At 50.4% G+C, this 18,128-nt stretch carries 19 protein-coding genes; 3 read left to right on the top strand and 16 right to left on the bottom strand.

The features are described from left to right. Window positions 1-53: 53 nt before the first annotated feature. The 16 genes from I8U18_RS01100 to cymR all read right to left on the bottom strand — a co-directional run bounded on the left by I8U18_RS01100 (window position 54) and on the right by cymR (window position 15,069). A complete protein-coding gene (locus I8U18_RS01100) occupies window positions 54-380 on the bottom strand; it encodes a hypothetical protein (protein WP_033100946.1) in 327 nt (108 codons plus the stop codon). A 248-nt stretch (window positions 381-628) separates the two neighbouring features. After that, complete coding sequence (locus I8U18_RS01095; RefSeq protein WP_198058890.1) at window positions 629-2,455, bottom strand: peptidoglycan D,D-transpeptidase FtsI family protein; 1,827 nt, start codon at window positions 2,453-2,455, stop codon at window positions 629-631. A 200-nt stretch (window positions 2,456-2,655) separates the two neighbouring features. After that, window positions 2,656-3,735, bottom strand: a complete 1,080-nt coding sequence (gene mltG / locus I8U18_RS01090) for an endolytic transglycosylase MltG (RefSeq protein WP_052154172.1) — start codon at window positions 3,733-3,735, stop codon at window positions 2,656-2,658. Window positions 3,736-3,838: 103 nt separating this feature from the next. After that, complete coding sequence (locus I8U18_RS01085; protein ID WP_033100947.1) at window positions 3,839-4,129, bottom strand: DUF1292 domain-containing protein; 291 nt, start codon at window positions 4,127-4,129, stop codon at window positions 3,839-3,841. Between the two features lie 12 nt (window positions 4,130-4,141). Continuing rightward, a complete protein-coding gene (locus tag I8U18_RS01080) occupies window positions 4,142-4,465 on the bottom strand; it encodes a DUF1292 domain-containing protein (protein ID WP_033100948.1) in 324 nt (107 codons plus the stop codon). Then, window positions 4,446-4,919 carry a Holliday junction resolvase RuvX gene (ruvX, locus tag I8U18_RS01075; RefSeq protein ID WP_052154173.1) on the bottom strand — a complete coding sequence of 158 codons (474 nt, stop codon included), beginning with the start codon at window positions 4,917-4,919 and terminating at the stop codon, window positions 4,446-4,448. The genes I8U18_RS01080 and ruvX overlap by 20 nt, the downstream gene beginning before the upstream one ends. Window positions 4,920-4,931: 12 nt before the next feature. Then, window positions 4,932-5,180, bottom strand: a complete 249-nt coding sequence (locus I8U18_RS01070; RefSeq protein ID WP_033100949.1) for an IreB family regulatory phosphoprotein — start codon at window positions 5,178-5,180, stop codon at window positions 4,932-4,934. Window positions 5,181-5,263: 83 nt separating this feature from the next. Next, entirely contained in the window at window positions 5,264-7,888 is a 2,625-nt protein-coding gene (alaS, locus tag I8U18_RS01065) for an alanine--tRNA ligase (RefSeq protein ID WP_033100950.1), read from the bottom strand. 480 nt (window positions 7,889-8,368) lie between these two features. Beyond that, entirely contained in the window at window positions 8,369-9,445 is a 1,077-nt protein-coding gene (locus I8U18_RS01060; RefSeq protein WP_370589360.1) for an AI-2E family transporter, read from the bottom strand. Between the two features lie 119 nt (window positions 9,446-9,564). Continuing rightward, a complete protein-coding gene (locus I8U18_RS01055; RefSeq protein ID WP_033100952.1) occupies window positions 9,565-9,768 on the bottom strand; it encodes a hypothetical protein in 204 nt (67 codons plus the stop codon). 21 nt (window positions 9,769-9,789) lie between these two features. Continuing rightward, complete coding sequence (locus I8U18_RS01050; RefSeq protein ID WP_033100953.1) at window positions 9,790-9,990, bottom strand: hypothetical protein; 201 nt, start codon at window positions 9,988-9,990, stop codon at window positions 9,790-9,792. A gap of 15 nt (window positions 9,991-10,005) precedes the next feature. Further along, window positions 10,006-10,512: a PRC-barrel domain-containing protein gene (locus tag I8U18_RS01045; RefSeq protein WP_198058892.1), complete on the bottom strand. Its 507-nt coding sequence runs from the start codon at window positions 10,510-10,512 to the stop codon at window positions 10,006-10,008. Between the two features lie 116 nt (window positions 10,513-10,628). After that, window positions 10,629-12,887, bottom strand: a complete 2,259-nt coding sequence (recD2, locus tag I8U18_RS01040) for an SF1B family DNA helicase RecD2 (protein WP_198064400.1) — start codon at window positions 12,885-12,887, stop codon at window positions 10,629-10,631. Window positions 12,888-12,943: 56 nt separating this feature from the next. Next, window positions 12,944-13,447 carry a hypothetical protein gene (locus I8U18_RS01035; protein ID WP_033100955.1) on the bottom strand — a complete coding sequence of 168 codons (504 nt, stop codon included), beginning with the start codon at window positions 13,445-13,447 and terminating at the stop codon, window positions 12,944-12,946. Window positions 13,448-13,483: 36 nt separating this feature from the next. Next, a complete protein-coding gene (locus I8U18_RS01030; protein ID WP_152568541.1) occupies window positions 13,484-14,632 on the bottom strand; it encodes a cysteine desulfurase family protein in 1,149 nt (382 codons plus the stop codon). A 17-nt stretch (window positions 14,633-14,649) separates the two neighbouring features. Continuing rightward, the gene (gene cymR / locus I8U18_RS01025) at window positions 14,650-15,069 is read right to left on the bottom strand and encodes a cysteine metabolism transcriptional regulator CymR (RefSeq protein ID WP_033100957.1); all 420 of its coding nucleotides are present in this window, start codon (window positions 15,067-15,069) and stop codon (window positions 14,650-14,652) included. Between the two features lie 424 nt (window positions 15,070-15,493). Between cymR and I8U18_RS01020 the strand changes: the two genes are divergently transcribed. The 3 genes from I8U18_RS01020 to I8U18_RS01010 all read left to right on the top strand — a co-directional run bounded on the left by I8U18_RS01020 (window position 15,494) and on the right by I8U18_RS01010 (window position 18,103). Continuing rightward, on the top strand, window positions 15,494-16,819 hold the full coding sequence (locus I8U18_RS01020; protein ID WP_268745619.1) for an AAA family ATPase: 1,326 nt from the start codon (window positions 15,494-15,496) through the stop codon (window positions 16,817-16,819). 84 nt (window positions 16,820-16,903) lie between these two features. Continuing rightward, complete coding sequence (locus tag I8U18_RS01015; protein WP_033100958.1) at window positions 16,904-17,332, top strand: ferritin-like domain-containing protein; 429 nt, start codon at window positions 16,904-16,906, stop codon at window positions 17,330-17,332. Window positions 17,333-17,461: 129 nt separating this feature from the next. Beyond that, window positions 17,462-18,103 carry a spore coat protein gene (locus tag I8U18_RS01010; protein ID WP_052154179.1) on the top strand — a complete coding sequence of 214 codons (642 nt, stop codon included), beginning with the start codon at window positions 17,462-17,464 and terminating at the stop codon, window positions 18,101-18,103. Window positions 18,104-18,128 lie beyond the last annotated feature (25 nt).

Raw genomic sequence — 18,128 nt, 5'->3', positions numbered from 1 at the left:
AGTGCATAACAAAAAGCCCCCCTCTTGCGGGAAGCTTTTTGTTATTTCCACCCTTAACGGGAAAAAGGGTATTGATTCGGCGCCACAAATGTATTGGGACCGTGATACTGGTTCGGCGGGCTGTATTGGTTATGGGGTGTGGGATACTGGTTGGACGGAGGCATCGGCAAAGCCTTTTGTTGTTGCTGTTGCTGTTGCGGCTGAGTCTCCTCTTCCAGTCCCTCCATCCCGAATTCCTCCAGGACACGGCGGGCCAGTTTCAGTTCATCATTGACCATTTCATCTTGATCTTTCGACTTGAGCAAAAGATTTTGATATTGCAAAAGAGCCTCTTCAATCAGGTCCAGTTCGGCTTTTGTCAAATTAACTGTGATTTTCATTATTTCTACTCCTTTAACCTTATCCTATCACTACCTATATCATAATCGGATCGAAATAACAAAACAACAAAAACTCGCACTGGTTGATTTTATATTCAAATGCTCTTCTCACATCAAAATCAGTTTTATTTTCTTTAAAAATGTATTTATTCCATGTAATCTCCAATTGTCCCGCTCTTCATTCCATGGAAAAGTGACGTTCTGATTCAAGCGGATTCCCTGCTTACCACTAATCACGTCTGCTTCACTTATTTCTGGCCATCATCTTTTTCATCGATCTTTTTTTCCGCTTTTTCCATCTGAGCCAGCAACTCCATTACCTGTTGAAAGATTTGCATGGCTCGCGGATCTCCGTCGTCCGGAACCGAACGAAGGACGACAGCCACCGCATATCGCGGATGGTCGGCGGGACCGAATCCGATCATCCATTTATTATACTTGTCTTTCTTTACACCGACCTGGGCCGTTCCCGTCTTGCCCGCCAATGGCCATGGGGCACGGGAGACAGATTTGCCCGTCCCGTCCGTCACCACCTTTCGCATCATTTTTTTGACGGCATTCAGCGCATCCGCTTTGATCGGCTTTGCACCCGGGATGAACTGGTTGCGAAAGCGGTAGAGGACCCGCCCGTTCTGATCGCAAATTTCCTTCACCAGTCTGGGTTCCAGCGTTTTTCCCCTGTGAAACAGAGAAGTGATCATATTGACCGCCTGAAGCGGTGTCATCTTGACATCATGCTGCCCGATTCCGGTTTGTGCCAGAACACCCGGATCATTTGCCTGCGTGTTTTTGGCGAAAATCAGCCCGGTCTGCTCTTCCGGAAACTGGGAAAAATGCGCTTCATCAAAAACGCGGCCGTTCCAGATCACCTCTTGCGCAAGCCCCAACCGCTTGGCATAGGAGGAGAGTTTTTGAGCACCGAGTGTCTGTGCAACTGTTCCCAATACGACATTGCAGGAATTGGCATAGGCGTCGGCAAAGGTTTCCCGTCCGTGCCCTTTGGGATTGTCATCGTGCAAGTGATACCGGTCCAGTTTTCCATTGCAGTAAAAAACGGTGTCGGGTTTAACCAATCCTGTATCAAGCGCGGCGACCGCGACCACCGTCTTGAAGATCGATCCCGGTGTCGCTTCCATCACGGCCCGGTTTTCCCAGGGATTTTTCTCATCCTCTATCGTCGTCCCTTTCGGGCTGCTCGCCATGGCCAAAATATCCCCGTCGGCAATCTGCTGCACCACCACTGCACCGTCTTCCATCCGCTTCTCTTTCATCAATTCTTCCACTTGCCGCTGCAGTTCCTTGTCAATCGTGGTCACAATGGTTTTCGGAGGATCTTCATTAATTCCGCCGATTTTCTTTTGAAGCATCTGTACTCCGGTCAGCGGCCTGCCGGTTTGAGTGGTGGTATAGACGAGAAGATCTTCATTTTCTCCATGCAAAAAAGGCTCAAAAGCCGCTTCCAATCCGGAAATCCCCAAGAGAGACTGGCTGTTCCATTTTCCGCTTTCCACTTCCGGTTCAAACCATTTTTTCATCAGCAACGGACTGCGAACCACTTGACCGATCACCTGTTGCCCAAGCTGATTCAAGGTCATTCGCTGATCGGACATGACCGTTCGCACGGCCGGCAGGTGAAGGGCATCGATCTTTTCTTTCTGATCCGGTGTCAGGATCAGCTCCCTGCCGTCTTCCCGCGTCAGAATCATCGGTGTCCGCAACCGGGTCACCAGCGATATGAACTCTTTCATCGGATAGTGGATAAGATCGGTAATAGCTCTCACTTTTTTTTGCTGATAGGCAATTTGTTCTTCAGACTGGGGAAAAACGAGCAAATGCCAATTCTTTTCCCCCACGAGTGACTTTCCGTTGCGGTCCAGGATCTCCCCGCGTCCGCTGTCGATGACGACTTCCTTATTCTGTCGCGATTGCGCCATTGCAATCAGGTCCACTTGCTCATCAAACAAGGAAAACGATCTGGTGGATGCGATTTGAATCATATACAGCCTGAAGATAATCCCCATAAAAGCGATGATGAACAAAAGGCTGACGATCCAGCTCCTTCGTATTTTTCTCATAGATTCCACCCCGCTCTTCTCTTTCTCCAGCATGGACAGGAAAAGAACGAGGTATACTTTTGGATGGATAAAAACTGTCATGACTTTGGCACACTCTGGGGATTAACACACGAAGCAAAAAGAGGGGGTTAAGGGGACACCGCTTTCCGGCACAAGATAGACCGGCAAAAAAACCCCTCCGGTCTGGAGGGGGGGAGCTTTTATTGAGCTGTTGAAGATTTCTCTTTTAATTTACGTTCATTGGCGTTGCTTCTGGCTATATCCCGATTATGCTCGGCCACGGTCGTCTCAAAATAGTGGAGGCCTGTCCCGTCACTGCGGGCAACATAATAGATGTACGGATGTTTTTTCGGACTCAGGGCCGCCTGCAATGATTGAACACCCGGGTTGCTGATCGGTCCCGGAGGCAATCCCTTGTTTAAATAGGTGTTGTAGGGATTGGGGATTTTCCGCAGTTTATGCATGGGCATCTTTTGGCCCGTCAACATCTCAACATACAAAAAGGTGGCATCGATTCCCAGATGATCATCCTTGGGATCATTATTGTTCAAACGGTTGTAAATCACGCCGGCAATGATCGGGAGCTCCGTCTTTACTTTTCCTTCTTTCTCCACCATCGAAGCAACCGTCACCCACTGATCAACTGTCATTCCCTTCATTGGCGGATTGGACTCCAAAATGTCCCGCGCATGAAGTTCTTCCATATGTTTGGCAAACTCACCCAGCATTTCATTGATAATCTCCTCGGGTGACTCTTCTTTATAAAAATTATATGTAGCGGGATATAAATACCCTTCCAATTTGTATTTTCGGGCGGGGTTATTCGGGATCTCTTTTTCAAATTCATACTTGGGCTTTTTATTGTTTAGATAATACAGGAACTTCTCTTTATCAAAGCCTTTTTGCTCCAAGGCATTGGCGATCTGCATGACATTCCATCCTTCTGGAATCGTCACCTTCACTGTATTCTGTTCGCCCTTTTGAAATTTGGCAAGCATGTCATCCAGGGATTCGGTCGGTTCGATCTGGTATACTCCTGCTTGCAAATTGGTTTTATGTTTATAAGCTGCATAGTAACGAAAAAAATAGGATCTTCTTATTAGATGTTTTTTCTGCAAAATTTCGCCGATTTGTACAAGTGAGGTATTTTTGGGTAATTCAACTTCAACCGGTGCTGTCCGTTTGGGTGAACCCAACGTAAAAAACACAAACTGATATCCCAATACTCCCCAACCGGCAAGCAACACCAGCGTAAAGAAGATGCGCCAGAACCATTTCATTATTTAAAGACTCCTTTTTCCCCTTTATACCTTCTTTCCCGAAAAACCTTTATTTAATGTTAGCATAGATTTTAAAAAAGAAAACGGGGAGATCTCCCCGTTTTTATTGAAAGTCATGAAAATATAACATTTCGTCTACAGCTTCGGCAATATTTTCCCACTCGGTTTCATCATCAATTTCCACAATCTGCCCCTGCTTGACCCGAAAGAGATATGCATCATCCGGATGATCATCGTGTTTTTGCAAAACAGCGTAATGTTCACCGTTCACTTCCATTTCACTGAGAACGCGATAAGGGACGGGATTGCCATTGTCCGATGGGTACTGAAGCGGTTCGCCCGGGTGCAGGCGATTCCGTAAGATATAGACTTCTCTGGGTCCTGATTGATTCATCGTCAATCCCTCTTATTCACGATGGTCTTCTTCCTCTTCTAATTCTAACCCGCTAAAGAGTGTGTTAAACATTTCTTCCACCATATCCCATTCTTCTTCATTGTCCTCATCGATCATTTCAATCCGGAAATCGCCGTCCTCATCTTCATAGCGGAAAGCGAGCACTTCCTGGTAATCGTCTCCGTCATCTTCTTCGTCTTCCTCGGCGGGTGTGACGAACATATATTTTTTTCCTGTTTCGTCATGCTCAAACGTAAACATGATTTCAAATTTCTCTTCTTCCCCGTCTTCATTGGGAATGATCAAGTATTCCGGTTCATGGGTGTGATCCGTCATGTGTCTGCCTCCTCTTCGCGTCCAAAAACCCTTGCAAAATCCAAGTTGCGGCCATTTGGTCGATTACTTTTTTTCGTTTGCGGCGCGAAACATCCGCCGTGATCAGCGTTCGTTCCGCGCCGGCTGTAGATAAGCGTTCATCCCAGAGATGCACGGGAAGAGAGTAGCGCTCCTTGAGCTCTTCCGCCACTTTTATGCACAGCTCCCCGCGCGGGCCGATGGTTCCGTTCATGTTACGCGGCAAACCGACCACAATCTCTTTCACATGAAGGCTTTCCATTAATTTGTCCATCTCGGAGAGCCAATCTGCATGCTTTCGGTCGATCACTTTCACTCCTTGAGCCGTCCACCCGAGGGAATCGCTGACGGCTACACCGATCCTGCGATCACCGATATCAAGTCCGAGCACTCTGGATGAACCATCTATATCCAAGGAAAACTCATCCAAACCCATGGTCGTTTCCTTTCATTTTTTTGCTTCGAGGTAAAATTTCACCAGTTCTTCAACCAGTTCGTCGCGTTCAAGCTTGCGGATCATTGTGCGAGCATTCTTATGGCGAGGAATGTAAGCCGGGTCTCCGGAAATGAGATAACCCACGATTTGATTGATCGGGTTATAACCCTTCTCCTTTAAGGCTTCATATACATGAAACAGGACGTCTTTCGGATCGACATTTTGATCTCCCCGAAAATTGAATTTCATCGTTTCATCCATGGATAATCTCACACCTCTTTCGTTTGGATGACCAGCTTTTTACTTCTTCGCCTTTGCTCGGACATTATCCTTTCATTTTAAAATTACTTTTGCTCCTTTATCCATTCATATACCCGTTTCAGTGCATCAGGCAAACGTTCGGGTTGTTTTCCGCCAGCCTGAGCCATATCAGGACGGCCACCTCCGCCGCCTCCGCATAAGGTCGCCACCTCTTTGACCAGCTTGCCGGCATGAAGGCCTTCCTTGACAAACTTCGGCGAGATGGAAGCGACGATCTGCACTTTTCCGCCCGATGCGGAACCGAGCACAATCACCCCTTCTGCCAGTTGCCGGCGCAAGTCGTCAACCATGGAGCGAAGCCCTTCCATATCCCCTGCTTCCACTTGGGCGGCCAAAACCGGAATGCCCGCCACTTCCTGAACCTGACTTTCCAATTGGGAAGCAGCCGCACGATTCACTTTCGCTTTGAGCGACTCATTTTCGCGCGCCATCTCTTTCATCCGCTCCTGCAATTGTTCAATGCGGGCGACCAAATCCTGCGGGTTTGCTTTTAAACATTCGGCAGCTTCCTGCAACAGATTTAATTTTGCTTCCACGTAGGCATAGGCATGCCGGCCGGTTACTGCTTCAATTCGGCGTGTGCCCGATCCGATTCCGCTTTCGCTGACAATCTTGAACTGCCCGATCTCCCCTGTGCTGTGAACATGGGTTCCGCCGCACAATTCCAGGCTGTAGTCCCCTACTTTCACAACGCGTACCACTTCACCGTATTTTTCGCCAAACAGAGCCATTGCCCCCATCGCTTTGGCTTCATCAAGCGGTTTGATCATGGTTTCCACTATAGTATTTGCCCAGATCTGCTCGTTTACACGCCGTTCGACATCCTGAATTTCTTCCGCCGTCATCGCCCCGACATGGGTAAAGTCGAAGCGGAGGCGATCCGGTGCAACGAGAGAACCAGCCTGGTTGACATGGGTTCCGAGAACTTCTTTCAAAGCTTTGTGCAACAAGTGAGTGGCGGTGTGGTTTTTCACGATGTCCTGACGAAGGCTTCCATCGATCTGCGCCTGGGCGGATTCGCCGACAGAGACGCTGCCCTCTTCCACCACGACTGTATGAACGTGTTCACCGCGCGGCCCTTTTTGCACGTCTGTCACACGAAGGCGGCCATGACCGGTCACAATGGTTCCGCGGTCAGCCACTTGCCCTCCGCTCTCAGCGTAAAACGGGGTTTTGGCAAGAAGGAGAAGCCCTGTTTGCCCCTGGCTCAATTGATCCACCAGTTCGTTCTCGCGGATGATGGCCACAATTTCCGTCCCGGTTTCCCATACCCCGTAACCGACAAACTCGCTTTCCACCTTCAGTTCGTCCAACGGTCCTCCTTGAACCTTCATGCTGTTCACATCCTGACGGGCGGACCGTGCCCGCTCCCTCTGCCGTTCCATTTCCTTTTCAAAACCTTCCCGGTCGACACTCAGGCCGTGCTCCCGGGCGAAATCTTCGGTTAAGTCGAGCGGAAAACCATAGGTGTCGTATAATTTGAACGCTTCCGTTCCCGTGATGGCTGTACGCCCTTCGGACCGGGCTTTCTCCACGACCCCTTCTAAAATATGCAGTCCTTCTGTCAATGTTTCCAGAAAGCGCTCCTCTTCCCCTTTGATCACCCGTTCGATAAACTCCCGTTTCCCGGCAGGTTCCGGATAAAAGTCACGCATCACATCGGCAACGACGCCCGTCAATTCATAAAGGAACGGGCGCGTCATTCCCAGTTTTCTGCCGTAACGGACAGCCCGGCGCAACAAGCGGCGCAATACATAGCCCCGGCCCTCATTGGAAGGCAGCACCCCATCGGCCACCGCAAAAACGATCGTGCGGATATGGTCCGCGATTACTTTAAGGGCGATATCCGTTTCGCGATCCGCTCCGTACCTTACCCCTGCTTTCTCGCATGTAGCCTGAATGATTGGCCGGAACAGGTCCGTATCATAGTTGGTAGGAACGTTCTGCATGACGGAAGCCATCCGCTCCAGACCCATCCCGGTATCAATGTTCTTCTGCGGAAGCGGGGTGTAAGAACCGTCCGGATTATGGTTGTATTGGGAAAAAACGAGGTTCCAGATCTCAAGGAAACGTTCATTTTCCCCGCCCGGGTAGCATTCCGGATCATTCGGATCGCACCATTCTTCTCCCCGGTCATAAAAGATCTCCGTATTCGGTCCGCTCGGACCTTCCCCGATATCCCAGAAGTTGTCTTCCAATTTGATGATCCGCTCTTCTGGAATGCCGATTTTTTCATGCCATAACCGGTAAGCTTCATCATCTTCCGGATGGATGGTGACCGACAGACGATCCGGATTCAATCCCATCCATTGAGGGCTGGTCAAAAACTCCCACGCCCAGGTAATCGCTTCTTCCTTGAAATAATCCCCGACAGAAAAATTGCCCAGCATCTCGAAAAAGGTATGGTGGCGCGCCGTATAACCGACATTTTCGATGTCATTGGTGCGAATCGCTTTTTGCGAATTGACAAGCCGCGGGTTTTCGGGTTTCACCCGTCCATCAAAGTATTTTTTCAGCGTTGCCACGCCACTGTTGATCCAGAGCAGGGTGGGATCATCGACCGGAACGAGTGAAGCGCTGGGTTCGATTTTGTGACCTTTTTGCGCAAAGAAGTCCAAAAACTTGCGACGAATTTCACTTGCTTTCATGCGGAGTCCTCCTTTTCTCAGATTTCTGGTTCATGAATAAAGTGTTTCCGGAAGGGTCATGCGCGCTCCCGACCGTCAACAAAAGCACCATTCACCCTCCCGAATTTGCCAGAACGTTCATTCCAAGGTTGTGCTAAAGAAGATGAATGCTTTTATGAGCAACCAAAAAAGCCCTCCCGTCCTCAAATAAGGGACGAGAAGGCTTCCCGCGGTACCACCCTTTTTACCGCTTTATTTTTTCCCGAGCACCTGGCTCAGTATGTAATCACGGTCACTCTAGCAAAATAAGATAACGGCAAGTGATGCTCACTCACCGGCAGGGATTAGCTGCACTCGGGAACTGGCTGCAAACCTGTCTGTTCCGGGAAAACCTTCCAGCCACCGGGTTTTCCTCTCTGGCGGGGACAAGATCGCTCGGTTCCGTCATCATCTTTAGCGCTTTGCAATTCACGATCTATTATACCCGCTTTGCACAAAATTTCAAACCCCCCGCCGGACAAAATGATCGATCACATGCTCAAAGACCACTTTTCCCATGGCAAAGAGAGGAACCGCCAGGATCAGGCCCAGTACTCCGCCCAGTTCTCCTCCGACGAGCAGGGCGAAGATGATCGCCAGCGGATGCAGCTGCAAACTTTTCCCCACGATTTGCGGGGAAATAAAATTCCCTTCGAGGATCTGGATGACCAGATTGACAATGACCACCCCGATCACCATCTTCATCGATCCGGAAATAAAGGCGACAAAGAGGGCCGGGATCAGGCCGAAGATGGGGCCGAGATAGGGAATGACGTTAAAGACGGCCACCAGCGCGGCGAACAGCAGGGCATAAGGAAGGCCGACAATGACGTAACCGATCAGGGACAGCAGCCCGACGACCAGACAAACCAGAAACTGGCCGCGTATGTAGTTGCCCAGCGCTAGATCCATATCCCTCAGAACGCGAATCGTCTCGCGCCGGCTCTTTTTCGGGATGATGAGGAGCAAGGTCCGTTCGATGGAATGGATGTCTTTCAACATATAAAAAGCGAGAAAGGGAATGATCAAAAACAAAAACAGCTGATTGATCGTACTCCCGATACCGCTCATCAGTCCGCCCACATAATCGGTCATTTTCATCTCCAGCCGTCCCAGCGAACGCTCCACGGCCGTTTGCAGACTGAGGGGCAACATCTCCTTGCTGTGGTCATTATACTCCTGAATCATGCTTTGCAGCCTGGCGTTCCACTTCGGCAAGTGCTCAGCCAATTCGCCCAGCTGAACCTCGAGCACGGGCGCCAGATTGATGACCAGAATCACAATCGAAGCGATAAACAGCGTATAGATGAGGAGAACCGCCAGCGAACGCGGCAATAAGCGGTGGCTTAACAGATTGACTATCGGATTGAGCAGATAGGAAATAATGACCGCAATGAGAAATGGGCCCAAAACCGCCTTGAGAAAAGCAAATAAAAGGCGGATCCACGGGCTGATTTGCATCAACAGGAAGACGATTCCCAGCAGAACCAGAATGAACAGCGAAATGGTCAAGGCTCTTTGCACACTCCAGCGTTCCACTGGCGGCACCTCCGCTTAAACGATGGGCTTATCCATAAGATACGAAAACCGGAACCATTTTATGAAGCTCGCCGCATGAATGGAAACCCCTGACATTTTCAGCCAGGGGTTTTCCTGTGTTACCTTGCCATCCGGAGGCGACGGAACATGCGTCGAAGGGTTTCCTCGACGACAAACCGGCGCAGAAACGGACTTTTTTGGATGCCGCGGACAACGGTCTGAACAAAAGGCTTGGAAACCCGTCTGTTTCTTCTCAAAAACATGCTTGCTCCGATCGCTAACAGTCCACCAAACAAAAGGGTCATGATTGTCTGGCGAGCCATGTTTCCCCTCCTTTGGCACGGTTAATCGAAATATTGAACGTGACTGCTTTCCTCCAAAAACAGGTCGTTGAGCGAGGTTAAGCTTCCATCTTCCTCCACCTGGTAGACAGAAGCGATTTTGTCATTTTCGGTGGTCATTTCAATAAAGCATTGCCAACAATAAAGTTGGTTTGTTCCCACTTTTCCCAGGTCGTGCGAATTGCAGTTGGGACAACGCAGCATGATTCTTCCCTTCCTTTAAATCCTTGCATCCTTAACTTCAATCCGGTCATGCGGGGCGATCAGCACATCTTTTCCCCACGTGAGCGGATGCGTGGTTTTCACCACTTTTCGCCCTTCTGCCAGGTCGCTGATAAGCCCGCCGGATAGTTCGTACCCTATCAGCGTTCCCACTTCTTCCATGAAGTAGACATTTTCTACCATCCCCATTTCATAACCGCCGGCGGTAAGCAGAGGACGGCCCTTCAATTTGTTTTCGCCGTTATAAATGCTGATCCACTCTTCCGCGTTCCGGTCAAAGGGAAGAATCACCTGGTCGCTGTCCACCATTACCGCATCCTTGCCGATTGATACGATGTTGTCAGATCGAATATATTTTCTCCTCTTGAAAAAACCACCTTCTTGCAAAACAACCCCCCGCCAACGCTGATCCCGATCAAACAAAAGATCCGTAACCGTACCCAATTTTTCCCCTGTTTTTAAATGGATGACGGAAAGCCCGATCACTTCCTGGGATTTGCGCAAGGAAATCAGCCTCCCCCGCTGTCATTAGTATTGGGAAAGGCTTCGCCGTGCATGTAGGGGAGTTGTTGCCATTTTTCCATGAAAGTGCCGGTCTTGCCGGGGCCGGGTTACCGTGGCTACCACTCTTCCTCAATCAGGTCTTTCAACCGGCTGTTGCGCTTTTCTCCGCTCTGTCGCTTCAATCCGTCGGCAAATGCTTCCTTTTCCCCGCACATGATCAGATACGATTTGCTGCGTGTAATCCCGGTATAGAGAAGGTTTCGTTCCAACATCCGCCGGTACGTGTGCAAAACTGGAAACACAACGATGGGAAACTCAGAGCCTTGCGCCTTATGCACGGAACAGGCATAAGCAAGTGCAATTTGTCCCAGCTGCGATTTTTTATACGGGACCTCCAACCGTTCGTAGGCCACCCATAAAACCGGCTGATCCGGGGATGCATTCTCCTCGATCGCGATCACCTTTCCCATGTCGCCATTGTAGACGGGATGCTCGGGGTGATTGACCAGCTGGAGCACTTTATCCCCCAGCCGAAAGACAGAATCGCCCCAGGTCAGTTCCTTTTTGTTTTCATCCTTTGGATTGACCACCGCTTGAATTTCCCGATTGATGCGGTCGATCCCGACCGGCCCTTTGTAGATCGGCGCCAGTACCTGAATATCGAAAATCGTGTACCCTTTTTTCATGGCATTGGTTACCGTTTTGACGATGATCGGCAAGGCCTGCTCTTTTTTGCAGGGAAAAAAACGCCGATCCGGCTGGGGGATGAGCAAATCTCCCGGAACTTCCCCACGTTTCATCGCATGGGCCAGCCTGATGATGGAAGAGCCCTCCGCCTGCCGGAAAATCTCCGTCAACTCGACACGGGGGATTTTGTCCACCTGAAGCAGATGGTGAAGCACTTGCCCCGGTCCGACCGAAGGCAGCTGATCCTGATCTCCCACCATGATCACCTGCATCCCTTGGGGAACCGCGCGAAACAATTGATTGGCCAGCCAGGTATCCAGCATCGAAACTTCATCGACAATCAGCAGGTCGCCTTCAATCGGGGATTCGGCACCGTGTTCAAAAAAGTCCCCTTTCCACCCCAGCAGGCGGTGGATCGTCATCGCCGGAAGACCGGTTGTTTCCGACATCCGCTTGGCCGCCCGACCGGTCGGAGCCACCAAGCGGATCGGATACGGCTGCTCCGCGGCTTCATAATGATCAGGGTCGAGCGAGATTTCACGCAGTTTTGCAAATAACCGGCATATCCCCTGGATGACCGTCGTTTTTCCGGTACCGGGACCACCGGTCAAAATCATAAACGGTGAAGAAAGGGCGGTGAGAAGCGCATCCCGCTGCTTTTCCGCATAGGTCACTCCCAGCTCTTCCTCGATCTCGCCGATCGCTCGGTACAGTTCGGATACGGGATAATCCGTTTCCGATTCCTGCTCCAGCAATTGTTTGATCCGCATGGCCAAACCATATTCGGCGTAGTAGAGCGACGGTAGATAATAACGGTCATCCTCCAAAATAATCCGTTCATCATCAATCAGCATTTCGACATATTTTTCCCGGGCGCTTTCGGAAAAAAGTTCAACCCCTGCCCCTCCCAGGAGAAGATTGACTTCCTGATTGAGCTGATCCCACGTCACATAAACATGCCCTTTGGAGACGGATGCCTCTTTCACGGCATATAACACAGCCGCCTGAAAACGTTCCGGCGCATCTTCCGGCAATCCCTGCTCCCGCGCAATCTCATCGGCCCGGCGGAAACCGATTCCTTCGATATCATCAATCAAGCGATACGGATTCTCTTTTAACAGTTCGATGGTGTGATGTTTATACGTCTGCACGATCTTGAGCGCCAAAGCAGGTCCGATGCCAAACTGGTATAGATAGACCAGCGCTTCTTCCAGAGCCTGGTTTTCCTGCAGGTGCTCGGCAATCGTCCGCGCCTTGGCAGGGGAGATCCCCCTGATTTCCGTTAGCACTTCAGGATTGGCGGCAATTTGATCCAGCGCCTTTTCCCCGAGATGCTCCACGATTTTTTCAGCCGTTTTTTTTCCGACTCCGGTGAAGATCTCACTTGAAAGATATCTGACGATCGCTTCTTTTGTCCGCGGAAACTCCTTTTTCACCTGCCGGGCATAGTACTGACGCCCGAATTTGGGATGCTCTCTCCATTCACCGTAGCAGGTATAGATCTCATCCTCATGGGGACGGAGCATATTCCCCACCACGGTGATTTCCTCTTGCGGAAGTTCTTCCGATGCCTCCGTGGCCCGCATGAGAAAAACTCCGTATCCGTTTTCCTCATTGTAAAAGATCTCCTGGATAAAGGAGCCTTTTACATAACTCGTTTGAAACAATTCCATTTGAGATGGCTTCATGATCCTACACCTTTTACCGATGATAAGGAAAATGACCCCGAACCGAGGGTCATCTCTCAGAGAAAATCATCTTTCATTTCCCCCATCAGACTCTCCATCGCGCATTCCGGGGAACAAAATTGGTTCTGCTCCCGTCTTTCATCCCACTTGTAGCGCTCGGGGTCCGCCGGGTTAAATTCATGTTCGCAACAGCTGCAACGCCTGGTTTGAATCACTTGATCCAATCCCGCTTTCAGCTGTCCGAGCCGGTCTTTGGGCAGATTTAAAAATTTGGCAATAAACGCCATGATTTCCCGCTTATCAGCAAAATAGAGCGGGTCTTCTTTGGCATAGGTTACGGGATTCCACCATACCCACCGTCCGTCGGAGAGGTGAGCAATGTAATAATCGTCCACAACCCGTTCGGAAGCGTGCTCCAATTTTTCAAAGGAAGGAAAGCCGAGTTCGGCTGCCAAATTATCCATCAGGGCACGATCTATATCCTTCAGTATCGATTTCCAATCGATGTTATCCATCTCTTTTTCCCAGTCTTCCATCTGGTTAAGCGGATTGATGCTCACAGTCCTCTCTCCCCTGTTTAACTGTCTGTTGGTCAATTACCGATGAATCAGCCTTCCCGTGATCTCCGCTGTGATCCGGGCAGCTTGCCGTACTTCTGCTTCTGTATTCCCCCGCCCGAAACTGAAGCGGATCGCGGATCGGGTCACTTCTTCACTCAGATGCATTGCTCTTAGCACATGAGATACTTCCAGTGTGCCGGAAGTACAGGCCGAGCCGCTCGCGCAGGCAACTCCCGCCAAGTCGAAATTCATCAGCAGCGTTTCCGTGTCGGTTCCCGGGAAGCTGAGATTTAAAATATGAGGTAAAAAGCGCTCGTGATGCCCGTTTATGACAAAAGTCACCTGTTGCTCTTTCAATTCCTCCAGAAACGCCTCGCGCAGTTGCAGCATCTCGCGGTAATGAACATCCCGATTTCGTGCCGCCAGCTCGGCAGCTTTTCCGAACCCCACAATCCCCGGCACGTTTTCCGTTCCGGCGCGTTTTCTCCGTTCTTGGGCACCGCCGAAAAAGCGGGGCATCAACTTCACCTGCTTGGACACATACAGCGCCCCTGCTCCCTTTGGCCCGTTGATCTTGTGGCTGGAGATGCTGAGCAAATCGACCGGCAGCTTCTTGACATCAATTTTCTCGATCCCAAACGCCTGCACTGCATCCGTATGGAAAAATACCCTGTGTTCACGGGCAATCGCCCCAATCGTTTCTATCGGCTGAAGCGTGCCGACTTCGTTATTTCCGTACATAATTGAGATCAGTGCAGTATCAGGTCTGATGCTCGATTTCAAATCTTCCACATCAACCATGCCTGTCCGGTCCACAGGCAAATAGGTAACCTCAAAGCCCATGTGCTCCAAATAACGGCACGTATCCAGCACAGCATGGTGCTCGATCTCCGATGTGATGAGATGCTTTTTTCCCTGTTCCCTGCACGCCAGGGCCACCCCGATCAGAGCGGTATTATCCGCTTCCGTCCCACCGCTGGTGAAAATGATCTGGCTCGCTTCGGCATTCAGTCCTTCTGCCACTTGCCACCGCGCATGATCAATGGCATTTCGCACGGCCCTTCCATATTGATGAATACTTGACGGATTGCCAAACGCTTCATCCAGAAAGGGAAGCATCGCCTTTTTCACTTCGGGATGAATCGGGGTGGTCGCTGCATGATCCAAATAAATCGCCATTTTCACGTCACCTGCTAATTTTGCTAAATATAGAACATGTAGTTATCATTGTTTCCGTCATGCGAAAAGTTGATAAGGGAAGCCAGCGTCGTGGAATCCAGTTCCTTCGCAATCGCATCGCGAATCCGTTTCCACAAATCCCGGCGTGCCGGGTCTTCTTCCTCGGTGAATTCCACCGGACTGATCGGACCTTCCAATACGCGGATGATATCACCGGCCGAGATCTCTTCGGGCGGCTTCGCCAGCTTATACCCTCCGTAAGCTCCGCGAATGCTGCGCACCAATCCGGCATTTCTCAGCGGCGCGACCAGCTGCTCCAGATAGTGTTCCGACAGTTCATGACGCTCGGCCACGCTTTTGAGCGGAACAGGCCCCTTCCCGTATTGCGTCGCCAGTTCCATCATGATGGTAAGACCGTAACGGCCCTTGGTCGAAATCTTCAAGTTATCCCACCTCTCATTGATCATTCGCATTCCCGATATGTACTGCGCCCTGCTTCCGGTCAGGGGAGAATTAGTTTCATTATAAGATAAATCAATCCCTTCATCCATCCGGACGCCATCATCAGACGGCATGGCCAAGGATGATGGGGAAAGTACCCTACTAGCAAGTGTATCATAGGAGTATTCTCTTTTAGCAAGTTTTTTACACAATCATTGCAAACAAAAATGAACCTTACCGGCACGATCAGGGATGAAAAACGGCAAAAACGGGAGAAGCAGGGGTGACGACTTCCCGACTTCCGCCACCTTCACGGAAAAAGGAGAACTGGGCGGCGGAGATCATGACATTGGCCCGGCTGCTGTGATATTGTCTATCATAGGGACTTGTCCTTATTTTTGCCAGAGATAGAAAGGCGGGACCATGGTGGACTTGTTTGAATTTGGACGAATGCAAGAGAAAAAGCAAAACGAGCCGTTGGCGTCCAGAATGCGACCCCGTACGCTTTCCGAGATGATCGGCCAGTCCCACATCATCGGACCCGGGAAATTACTGAGGCGCATGATCGAAGCGGATCAGCTCTCCTCTCTGATCTTCTACGGTCCTCCGGGCACGGGCAAAACAACCCTGGCCCACATTATCGCCAACCATACAAAAGGATATTTTGAAAAATTGAACGCCGTGACTGCCGGAGTGGCGGATCTGCGCCGAGTGGTACAAGAAGCAAAGGAGCGGCTCAATCTGCACGGGCAACGAACCGTGCTGTTTATCGATGAAATTCATCGCTTTAATAAATCACAACAAGACGCTTTGCTTCCCTATGTCGAAAACGGAACGGTTATTTTGATCGGGGCAACAACGGAAAACCCTTCATTTGAGGTAAATGCCGCCCTTTTATCCCGTTCACGCCTGTTTATGTTAAAACAACTGGAACCCGGCGAGTTGCGCGCGATCCTGCTGGCCGCCCTGCAAGACCCTGAACGGGGGTTGGGAGATTACCAAGTAAAAATAGAAGAAGACGCTCTGGAGCATCTCATTCAAACAGCGGGCGGGGACAGCCGCAATGCTTTAAACGCGCTGGAGCTCGCCGTACTCACCACACCACCGGACGATGAAGGGATACGCCACATTACGTTGGAAGTCGCGGAAGAATCGATCCAGAGAAAAATGATCCGCTACGATAAAAGCGGCGATAACCATTATGATACGATTTCTGCGTTTATCAAGAGTATGCGCGGTTCTGATCCGGATGCAGCTCTTTATTATCTGGCCAAAATGCTGCAAGCCGGCGAAGATCCCCGTTTCATCGCCCGGCGCATCTTTATTCATGCCGCTGAAGATGTGGGGATGGCCGATCCCCGTGCGCTGCTCATCGCCTCAGCGGCCGCGCATGCAGTCGATTATATCGGACTGCCGGAAGCGCAAATCCCCTTGGCAGAAGCAGTGATCTATATCGCCACCGCTCCGAAAAGCAATTCAGTCGTCAAGGGAATCGGGGAAGCCAATGCCGCCGTTCGCAAGGAAAAGAGTGGGGAAGTTCCACCCCATCTGCGCGATGCCCACTTCTCGGGCGCCAAGGCACAAGGGCGCGGTTCAGGATACAAATACCCCCACGATTATCCGCGCGGATATGTTCCCCAGCAATATTTGCCTGATGAACATGCAGGAAAAACCTTTTACCATCCGTCTGCTTACGGGTACGAACAAAAATTGCAGACCTTGATCCGCTGGATGAAGGAAGGCGAAAAATAATCCAATTCCTCCGACGCCCTATAAAGCATGTTTTTTTCCAAAATGGGCAGTGTAGTAATATGAATCAAAGGAGGAGATTGGACAATGGATGCCAAACAAGAACTGATCAACGGATTAAATGAAGACCTTGCCTATGAACTCTCCGCCATTAACCAATATATTTATAACGCGGCCGTCGTTTCCGGGCTGGCCCGCCTGACCCTGCGCGACTTCTTTGCCAAAGAAGCACAGGATGAAATGGTGCACGCTCAATACCTGGCAGAAAAAATAGCCACCCTTGGCGGCGAGCCCATGGTGGAACCAAAACCTTTCTCCCGCCATCGGGATGTAAAAGGAATGTTGGAAGCAACCGTTCAAGCTGAAATCGACACAATTCAACGATACACCAAGCGGATTGAACAGGCGGAGGCGGTCCATGATATTGAACTGAAAACCCAGTTGGAAGATATGATTGCCGATGAAACGAAACATAAAGAAGAGATGCAGCGGCTGCTGGAGGACCCCCGCCTCTAGGTTGTCACACAGCGATGTCAAATGCCCCCTTTTCAGGGGATTTCTTTTTTTCCGATGAGTAGCCGGCATCGTGCTTGTACATATTAACTACTGGTTACAGTTTGAAAGGAGGATATTTTTATGAACACGATGCGTCCCAACGACAGCAAAATTGAAAATACCACCATTAATCCCCAAGTTTCACCGGCCATGAATCATGGTGCCCATGAAGTGTACGATGTTCACGAAGTTTTGTCTTGCGCGGTCAACTGCATGGACCAGTATGTGATGATGTCGCAGCATGTGAAAGATCCTGAGCTGCGGAACATCCTTGATCGCCAGTATCAATTTATGGCCAATGAGTACAATACTCTGGTCGAATGTTTCTCCACCGGCCGCGAACCGGCACAACCAACCGGCAAATACAAAATGCAGCAAGGAAACAACGTGACCTACGGCTTAAGGCAAAGCCAGCCAAAAGCACCGATGAAAAGTCCGGCCGAGATCAATGACCAACGCATTTCCGGACAAATGCTGAGTGCCATGAAATCGTCAGCTGCGGTCAAAGCGCATGCAGCCTGCGAAGTAACCAATCCGGTCGTGCGCCGCGTTCTGGCCGACAGCATTCCCAACTGCATCGAAATGGCTTATGAATTGTTCCTGTGGCAAAACAAACACGGATATTATCAAGTGGCACAACTCCCGCAAGCAGACATGCAGCAACTGACCCATTCCTACGCTCCGGCCACGGCAACCGCTCCGCTGCCCGGCCAGACGGGAACGATTCAATAGCAGTTCAGGCGGCTTACGGGTCGCC

This window comes from Thermoactinomyces sp. CICC 10522 (assembly GCF_016055075.1).
Taxonomy (GTDB): domain Bacteria; phylum Bacillota; class Bacilli; order Thermoactinomycetales; family Thermoactinomycetaceae; genus Thermoactinomyces_A; species Thermoactinomyces_A daqus.
The sequence above is the reverse complement of the archived record's forward strand: the minus strand, read 5'-3'. Positions and strand labels throughout refer to the sequence as shown.

Coding starts and splice junctions, on each gene's coding strand:
- I8U18_RS01070 (WP_033100949.1), bottom strand. CDS start 5,180: ATGGATGAAACGATGAAATTCAATTTTCGGGGAGATCAAAATGTCGAT.
- I8U18_RS01050 (WP_033100953.1), bottom strand. CDS start 9,990: ATGCTGCGTTGTCCCAACTGCAATTCGCACGACCTGGGAAAAGTGGGA.
- alaS (WP_033100950.1), bottom strand. CDS start 7,888: ATGAAAGCAAGTGAAATTCGTCGCAAGTTTTTGGACTTCTTTGCGCAA.
- I8U18_RS01085 (WP_033100947.1), bottom strand. CDS start 4,129: ATGAATCAATCAGGACCCAGAGAAGTCTATATCTTACGGAATCGCCTG.
- I8U18_RS01010 (WP_052154179.1), top strand. CDS start 17,462: ATGCGTCCCAACGACAGCAAAATTGAAAATACCACCATTAATCCCCAA.
- I8U18_RS01095 (WP_198058890.1), bottom strand. CDS start 2,455: ATGAGAAAAATACGAAGGAGCTGGATCGTCAGCCTTTTGTTCATCATC.
- mltG (WP_052154172.1), bottom strand. CDS start 3,735: ATGAAATGGTTCTGGCGCATCTTCTTTACGCTGGTGTTGCTTGCCGGT.
- I8U18_RS01100 (WP_033100946.1), bottom strand. CDS start 380: ATGAAAATCACAGTTAATTTGACAAAAGCCGAACTGGACCTGATTGAA.
- ruvX (WP_052154173.1), bottom strand. CDS start 4,919: ATGGGTTTGGATGAGTTTTCCTTGGATATAGATGGTTCATCCAGAGTG.
- I8U18_RS01055 (WP_033100952.1), bottom strand. CDS start 9,768: ATGGCTCGCCAGACAATCATGACCCTTTTGTTTGGTGGACTGTTAGCG.
- I8U18_RS01015 (WP_033100958.1), top strand. CDS start 16,904: ATGGATGCCAAACAAGAACTGATCAACGGATTAAATGAAGACCTTGCC.
- recD2 (WP_198064400.1), bottom strand. CDS start 12,887: ATGAAGCCATCTCAAATGGAATTGTTTCAAACGAGTTATGTAAAAGGC.
- I8U18_RS01080 (WP_033100948.1), bottom strand. CDS start 4,465: ATGACGGATCACACCCATGAACCGGAATACTTGATCATTCCCAATGAA.